Below are 8,235 nucleotides of genomic sequence, written 5' to 3' on the forward strand. Positions count from 1 at the left end.
ACGTCTTTGAAGAAAGTGTATCTCCTGTTAGGAATGACCAGTGTTATCGCTTTAGGTGGCGTTATTGGGACTATTAGCACAGCAACTCAGTTGTCTAAGCAGTCCGAACAACTAACCTATCTCTATCAAGAAGAGAAAAATACCCAAATGGTGATGAAGGCAGAACATCAAATAGATGTTTTCAGTCGCTACTTTTTACCGAATTATTATTCTGGTAAAAAAGAGAATTTGGTTGATTTTCTCTCAGATGGAGATGCCAAGTACACCGTTCCTAAAGAAGGTACTTTACAATCAGTTATCCTTGAAAAACTGACCTATGATTCCAAAACGAAGCAATATAACGTGAGCTATGTGCTTTCCGTTAAAGAAGGCGATACAGCCTCCAATATTCGCTTAAGTTTTGCTGTTAAGGCTTCTAAAGACTCTAAGTATGGTTATGTAGTAACCACAGAGCCTAAAGCCTCCAACTATATCAAATAAAAGAAAGGACATATCATGACAAAAAAACAATTACTCGCAGCACTTGCAACATCAACACTTTTGCTATCTTCTACTGGCGTTGCTCTAGCTGATGAAGTGACACCAGTAGACCCAACAGCGCCATCCACGGAAGTAGTGACACCATCAACAGGAACAGAAGCATCAACAGACGTTACAACACCTTCTACAGAAACGCCAGCGACAACACCTAGCGACAGTGGCTCAACAACGACTCCAACGGTTCCAGTAGACCCAACAACACCTTCGACAGATCAAGGTAAAGATAATGCTGGTGAGAATGTCACCGTCCCAGGCTCTGAAAGCCAAGGCAAAGACAACGCAGGTGAAAACGTTGATCCCCAACCCGCTCCAGACAATCAAGGTAAGGACAACGCAGGTGAGCAGGTTGATCCTAATACAGGCAATACCACTGTCCCAACCACGGACGGCGGTACTGCACAAGTGACCCCTGACAAAACAGTGCCAATCAATAACCCAAGTGTATCAGCTGATACAGCTACCAAGGCTGGTGCTTCACAAGTAGGGACAACCTCAACAGTGACTGGTCAAATAGTTCAAAACGTGACCGCACAAGCCCCAGTAGTCACTAATAGTGGCGCTACCATTGTGAGTACAAAAGACGGTCAATTGGTTCTGTCAGATGGCTCTACAGTGACTCCAGAAACGGTTGGGGCAACAATTAACAGTGATAAAACCATCACCGTCACGAAAGCTGACGGGACGAAGGCAACACTTCCCGAAGCAGGAGAAGCTGGTAGTAGCTTAGCGGTTCTTGGTGGTGTTTTATTAGGAGCTGCGGCTTGGCTCTTTCGTAAAAAATAAGCCTAAAGGCAATCAAAACTCAGGATGTGACCGTAATGTCCTTAAACTAAAATTTTAAAAGAAAAAGGAGAATCCCTCATGGTTCAAAATAACAAAAACATTTTCTCAATCCGCAAATTCAAAACAGGCACCCACTCAGCTTTAATTGCTAAGTACGGTATTGTTCTAGCCACTACTGCAGCTCTTATGGGAGCAGGTGCTGTCTCGGCCGATGAAGTGACAAGCACACAAGACCAAGCAACAACTGAGCAAGTTAGCCCAGCTACGCCTACAGAAAGCTCATCTCAAGCACAAACAGCTGTTACCAGTGACATTCCAACGTCAGTTCCAGCTAATACGACCCAAGAGCAAGCTGTAACAGCGGTCGATAAGGCACAAGAAACTCTTAAGGATAACGTGGCAACGGCACAAGAGACGGGAGTTGTGGTCAAAGAAGGAGAAACGCAGGAAGTTGTCATCAATGATAACAACGCAGCTGATAAAACTTCTAAAGTGCTAGCTGACCTCAATAAACAAGACCAAGCTGTTAAAGAAGCGACCGCTAAACAAGCGGATAATCAAAAAGCCTACGAAGAAACCAGTGCTGAACATGAAGCGGTAACCAAAGAAGGGCAAGAGGCCTTAGACAAGTCAACCGCTGAGGTAGAGCAATTGATTGAACAGGCTAAACAAGCAGGATTGATTGTCACAGATACTACAACAGATCAAACACCAACCTATAAAGACCTCAAGGGTCTCACAGGTGATGAGCTACGTCAAGCGATGGCTGGCAACCTCAAGCTCTACAAGGAAGCCATTGCAGCAGGACTCGCTATCCAAGGCAAATCCGTTGAGGAATTGAAACAAGCTCTTGCTCTCTATCAAGCCAATCAAAAGGCTTATACCGAAACGAAGACAAGTCGTGATTTAGCTGTTTCAGAAGGTCAGTCCACTCTTAAAAAAGCAACGGCAGCTTTAGACGAACAACTTGCTATTGCGAAGAAATATGAGTTAACTGTAACAACAGCCACTTCTGATAAGACACCAAGCTATAAAAATCTTAAGGGTTTGACAGGAAACGCTTTACGAGCAGCGATGGCTGAGAATCTCAAACTGTATACGGCAGCCGTCAAAGCAGCTGCAGATGCTATGAATCTTTCGGCGTCGGATATGAAAAAACAAATTGATGCTTATGCGGCAGCTCTTGCCGATTATCAAAAAGGGATTGGTACCAACACGGGTCTTAAATGGCAAAATGGTGTTATCTTAGAAGCCGGTCCTGGTGCTACTAAGATGACAGGTGCTGAGAATGTGATTAGCTTTGCGGATGGTAGTCTTAAAGCTGCAGCAATGTATGCGACGCAAGGTAGTAATCTAGACCAAAATACAGATGCCAACTTCGAGAACATCTTTAAAATTGATGGGACAGGTACTATCCTTGTTAAGAACACCACTAATGGGGATGTGACCTTGACCTTCTCAGAAATCAATAGCCCTTATAATACAGGAACCTATGTGGCTATTTGGGGTGATGATAATGGTGGTATTGCCTGGTCTGTCTTTGCCCTCTATAGTGGAGCTGCTCAAGGAGGCACTGGTGAGTCTGCTTCTGGTAGTGGTTCTGGTTTCGTGGGACGTATCTTAAACTATGTTTATGCTTATAAACTCAAAGTTGTCACTTCTAATGACGTCTCTGTGGTGACCTTCAACGACATCGATAACAAACAAACCATCGAGGTTTCTGGATTAGATGGTGCTTCTATTGAAAAAGGGAAAAATGTGACTGGTTCTGGTACACGCTATAGCTCAGGAGCGGGTGATAAGTCCCAAGCTTCAGCAGGTGTCCTAGACTCTAATGGTGTGGGGTGGACTTTTGACACTGCTAAGAAACAAGATTTTACGGTTGTTCACTCCGTGGATGGTAAGAATAGTTCAATTGTTGGGGGTGTTTTTTGGGTAGCCAGTGAAAAGCCAAAAGAGCCTAAGAAACCAGAGCTTACCGCAACGAAAGCGACAGTGACTGCTCCAGCAGCACCAGAGGCACCAAAACCAATTACTGTAGCTGTACAAAAAGCAACAGTAACAGCACCAGAGGCACCAGAAGCCCCTGCTCCAGTGGAGATAGCGGTTCACTACTACAAAATGACAACAACGCCAACGCCAGAAACACCACAACCAACCCCTGAACAACCAAAAGCGCAAGCGCCAGTTGCGAAACAAGCGGTGCTTCCAACAACAGGGGAAGCTAGCAGTGGCTTAGCGGCTTTTGGAGGATTTATCCTTTCAGGGCTGGGCTTAATTGGTATCCGTCGTAAAAAACAACACTAATAAACGTTAATTAGCTATGCTTTAATAATCCAAGCCCTCTTTTGAGGGTTTTGGTTTAGTTAAAACATTTTGAGAAAGGAGAATTGTATTATGCAAGAATTTATTGCTTATGGTCGTGTGTCCAATATTCCTGATACTGCAGTGGGTAGAACCAGCAACGGGCATGTGAGTTTTAAATTTGATTTTGTTTGTGACTCTAGCTTACTAGATGATAAAGGCAAACCTACTCCTAGCTTTTTCCATGTTCAGGTGTATGGTAAGCAGGCAGAACTAATGGCGCAGAGTCTGTCTAAAGGCTCTCCAATCCTTATCAAAGGAGAAATTATCCAACGTTCTTATACGGATGATTTAGGACAACAACGCACCTACCAATATATTGCTCCAGCTCTGCATGGTGGTATCACTTTCCTAGAAACCAAGGAAGCCGCTCTTAAACGAAAACAAAAACAAGCAGCACCTCAGCCGCCATCCACACAAGCTCAACAAAATTATCCAGAGCCTATGGATGCAGATGAACCTTTCTAAAAAAAGTGAAGTCATTTTAAAAAACCAGCACATGATAGTTGATGTGCTGGTTTTAGTTATAGCATAAGTGCCTATTAGTATATCATATTAGTCACCTTGAAAAGCGTTTTTCGTACTTTTTATTAAAGAACCACTGCAAATTGACTTTAGGTTTCTTTTCGAGTTTGGCTGCCACTGGCTTGATGATTTCATCAACATAGCCCTGTGCTTCTTTTCGACGTTGCTCTGAACTGTCATAAATATCCTTATTGTCATAATGTTTTTGATAATAATACTTGATAAACTTTCCACTTGCTGAAAAGATATACATACGATAGTGTTCTTCTGTTGTATCATCAGGTAAAGCAAGATAATGAGCATCACCGTCAGAAGTTTGAGTTAACATTAGCTTATTATTAGCAATGGTGTTATTACCATCTGTGTCATAACTGATACCTTTAATCTCAGGCTCTTCTGAAAAATCTAAACCATCTAGTATAAACGCCATTTCAGGGTTTGTCCCCTTGGCATGAGGCATGTGCTTGGCATAGTAAAGTTGATAGGTAGCTAAATTATAACTAATATAGATAAATCCTACCAGAAATAGAACAAATAAAGTTATCAAAGTAAAGAATAGTGATTTTAAAAGAGTCTTATTGTTCATCCTTTTTATCTCCTACGTTTTCGGCTACCTTTTTTCCGAGGTTTGATTGCTTTCTTAACAGAGTTAAAGACTTTTTTAACAAAAGAGGTCACTCGTTTCACGACTCTCTGTACAGGTTTGACAATTGGTCTAAACACCTTTTTAATCGTTCTTTTAACAGGTTTAGGAATCACCTTTCTCACAGCAGTATAGGCTTTCTTGGCGACAGAGACCGTTTTTGTGACGCTAAAGGCGATAGATTTAGGAATAGTCTTTGTGACAAAGTTGGTCACTGTTGTCGCAGCCTTTTTAATGGCTTTTGGTACCGTTTTTGTGACAAAATGACCGACCTTTGAGACGACCTTTTTAGCAACATTGACGATAGGTTTCACAACCTTAGTATTTATTGCCTGAATAGCCTTTGTCGCTGGTTTAATGATTCTTTTATCAACTGTTTTGCCAATAAAGCTAGCGGTTGTTTTAAAAGGATGCTTCCGAAATTTATCAATATTTCCGTCATAAAGAACAGTATCTAAGGTCTTGACATTCTTCCCAATATTTTTCCAATTTCCCTTAGATACCGAGTAAACTAAAGCTCCTAAACCACCAACAGTTAATAAATTATAAATAATGTCCATAAAGGACGATAATTGGGCTTCGCCTTTATCAGTTATTTTCCCTTTGCCATAAACTTGAAGAAAGAGCTCTTTGCGTTTCTTATCTAGGTCCTCTTGCCCATAATATTTTAAGATACGCTCATCAAGTGGCAACTCTTTATAATCTGGATGTTTGGCTAAAATAATAGCATCCATGTCGGTATAGACATCCGAGATAGGCATTGTGGTCAATAAATCACCAATAAGAGAATTTTGTTGCAAAATAGCAGTTCTCTGATTTGTATTATTGATAACCTCTCTTAATAACGGAGGTGAGTCAGTAAACAGAGGGAGAACGAGCGTTCGAGAAGCATAATGCTTAGTGGTTTCATCAGTAAAGCTCTGCTTTTCCAAAGAAGCTAGCGTTGTCATAACGTGAGCGAAATCAATTTTTCCTTCCCAATGGTTTGATATTATAGTTTTTTGAATATCTTTGGGTACTTTGTTTGTATAATTGTCGTAAGTATTATAGAGACTCTGTAGAAAATCTGTGCTATAAGATGGCGATGCTAAGGTTAAAGCAATTTCTTTATTGATAGTATTTTTATCCTTACCGTACTTTTTCTTAGCTTCTTTACCAATCTTCTTGATAAAGTTAATTAACTCATTCTTTTCGACACTATCCGTAATCCCTGTGTTAATACCGAACCAGTCTGTTTTAGAAGAAGCTGTCTCCTTTTTTTGAATAGGCTTATTCTGTTTGGTAGGTGGACTAACCACTGCTTGTCTCGTTGGAGAAAGAGGAACAGTGGTTGGAACAACTGTCCCAATGCTTGTCTGAATTGCTTTTGTCGGTTTAGCATAGGTGTAAATGATGGTGATTGGGTGAGTAACTTGAGGGGGTGCAGGTGTTACCTTAACTGTTGGTGTTGGTTGGGAAGTCACCGTCTTTTTAGGAGGCACTGGTTTAGGGACAACCTTATTGCGATGGTAAAGGATAATTGGAGTCAGGATAGCTTGTGGTTCTTGAACTTCCTTAGGTTTTACAGGGCGACTCATATATGTAGGAGCTATCGGTGGGGTTGGAGGATTTAAAATTCCACCCTTAACCTTTATATCTGAATTAAAGGCAAACCAATCTGCAAATCCGTTGGTATTACCGAAGGTAAAGCGGATACGTTCCGTCGATTTTCCGACAATTGCCCCAATATAGGCGTCAGGACTTGCTTCACTATCCCAATCAGCGACTAATGCTTCTTGATGCGTGTTACTATGGTTGAGGGCATAATCATTTTGAACCGTAATGGTTGAGCCATTGATAGGAAGAAAAGTACCGTTATATTTTCCAACAAACTCCCCTTGACCCTCAAAAGAGTTAATACTAGCAAAGCTTGTCAGCGCATAGTTCTCAGCTGTAGGAATAATTTCCTTTCCACTAGCATCAAAAAATTGCACGGTCATTTCCATCTCAAAGGAGCTTTGCGTTTTGCCGTCCTTGTTGTAGATATGCGTGTAAGAAGTGACAGTTGGATCAGCGATGGCTTGGAAAATAACCTTGCCTGAATAGTGGGTAGTCGCTAATAGTTTGTAGGTATAGCGCACTTTCTTTAGCTGATAACCAGAAAAACTGGAGTTCTCTAAATCGTTATAGTCTACAATAACCGTGTCCCCAGCAGTCATTAAAGCACTATTCCAAGCTCCTTTAGTAGTCACAGTTTGCTTCGTCAGAGGTGCTGTTACCGTTCCAGGATCCATCCAGCCATTGCTATCCTTAACGACTGTGTTAAGAATAGCATCAGGAATAACAGTTCCAGTAAAGGTTTGCGTGGCATTTGGCTCAGAGCGAAAAATGAGATTCTGAGCGAGGACTTCAGGTAAATAACCAGCTTTATCTGTGTTTCCTAAGGCGGTTTGATAGTCCTCGTCGTAACGAGCCTTAGCTAAACGATAAGTCTTTAAGTCAACTTGATATTGTTGCTCCTTTTTCTGGTAATCTTGGTATTGAACAAGGTCTTGTTGATAGGTTTCAACTTGTTTTAGATACTCTTGATGAGCTTTTTCAGCAGTTTGATAGTTGCGTTTCGCTTCTTGATAATTTTGGATCGCTTCAATGACGGTCTGCGTTTGTTGAGAGTAGTTCTCCTGAGATTCTTGGGCGGTTTCAAAGCTTTCCTCTTCTGTTTTAGCCGTCATAATCCCTTCAGCTTTAGCTTGTGAAATAGCTTGATTCAGCTGAGAGTTATCAGTGTAAGCTTCAGTCGTAGGAGGTGTAGCTGTCGAAGTGGAAGAAGTTTCAATTGGATCAGAAGTCATATTTTCTTCTGCTAGTGCATGAGGAGCTGCTAGCAACAATAGGCTAGCAAACAGTCCTACTCCTAAACGTTGGTAATGTTTCGTCTTCATAAATCTCCTGAATAGTATTAGTTTAGTAGGCAAAAAAATCCAATTTTATTATATCAGTATTTATCGATTTAGAAAAGAGTAGATAGCTAAAAAGTTATATAAGATATTATCTATTATTATGACTTGTCCCCTTAACGCAAGAATTGTCATTATCTCTTATACTGAAGGTGTATCCATAATTGATAAATAAATAAAGGAGTGCTTATGGTTAAACAACAAGTGGATCAACACTCAGACGAGTTGCTGGCGGATTCGCTTCAGATAGAAAACTATTTGAAGCAAGGGCGTAACTGCCATTTATATACTGTTCATCTGGGAATTGAGCAAGGGATCAGTTCTTATTGGGAACGGTACAAACTAGCTTCACCTCAGCTACAATTTAAAATTTTTCTCTTTTCGAGTTTCTATGGAGAGAAGATAAGGCGTTTTCTAGAAGAAAGCAGGGGTGAGCGCTATGTT

Annotated in this window: 6 protein-coding genes and 1 pseudogene; 5 read left to right on the top strand and 2 right to left on the bottom strand. The window is 41.0% G+C overall.

Annotation, left to right across the window (positions count from 1 at the left end; genetic code table 11):
* The 4 genes and pseudogenes from AALA56_RS09315 to AALA56_RS09330 all read left to right on the top strand — a co-directional run.
* Positions 1–480: pseudogene (locus AALA56_RS09315) on the top strand (hypothetical protein); the annotation flags it as partial.
* A gap of 15 nt (positions 481–495) precedes the next feature.
* Positions 496–1,323, top strand: a complete 828-nt coding sequence (locus tag AALA56_RS09320) for an LPXTG cell wall anchor domain-containing protein (RefSeq protein WP_369909769.1) — start codon at positions 496–498, stop codon at positions 1,321–1,323.
* Positions 1,324–1,401: 78 nt separating this feature from the next.
* The gene (locus AALA56_RS09325) at positions 1,402–3,630 is read left to right on the top strand and encodes a YSIRK-type signal peptide-containing protein (protein WP_369909771.1); all 2,229 of its coding nucleotides are present in this window, start codon (positions 1,402–1,404) and stop codon (positions 3,628–3,630) included.
* Between the two features lie 90 nt (positions 3,631–3,720).
* Entirely contained in the window at positions 3,721–4,155 is a 435-nt protein-coding gene (locus tag AALA56_RS09330) for a single-stranded DNA-binding protein (RefSeq protein WP_369909772.1), read from the top strand.
* A 91-nt stretch (positions 4,156–4,246) separates the two neighbouring features.
* Here the strand turns inward: AALA56_RS09330 and AALA56_RS09335 are convergent, their stop codons facing one another.
* Positions 4,247–4,798 carry a hypothetical protein gene (locus AALA56_RS09335; RefSeq protein WP_369909773.1) on the bottom strand — a complete coding sequence of 184 codons (552 nt, stop codon included), beginning with the start codon at positions 4,796–4,798 and terminating at the stop codon, positions 4,247–4,249.
* Between the two features lie 5 nt (positions 4,799–4,803).
* Positions 4,804–7,776 (bottom strand): GbpC/Spa domain-containing protein, encoded by a 2,973-nt coding sequence (locus tag AALA56_RS09340; protein ID WP_369909775.1) that lies wholly within the window; start codon positions 7,774–7,776, stop codon positions 4,804–4,806.
* Between the two features lie 204 nt (positions 7,777–7,980).
* Between AALA56_RS09340 and AALA56_RS09345 the strand changes: the two genes are divergently transcribed.
* A partial coding sequence (locus AALA56_RS09345; protein WP_369909776.1) for a hypothetical protein occupies positions 7,981–8,235 on the top strand: 255 nt, incomplete at its 3' end.

It is taken from the genome of Streptococcus hyointestinalis (genome assembly GCF_041225505.1).
Taxonomy (GTDB): domain Bacteria; phylum Bacillota; class Bacilli; order Lactobacillales; family Streptococcaceae; genus Streptococcus; species Streptococcus hyointestinalis_B.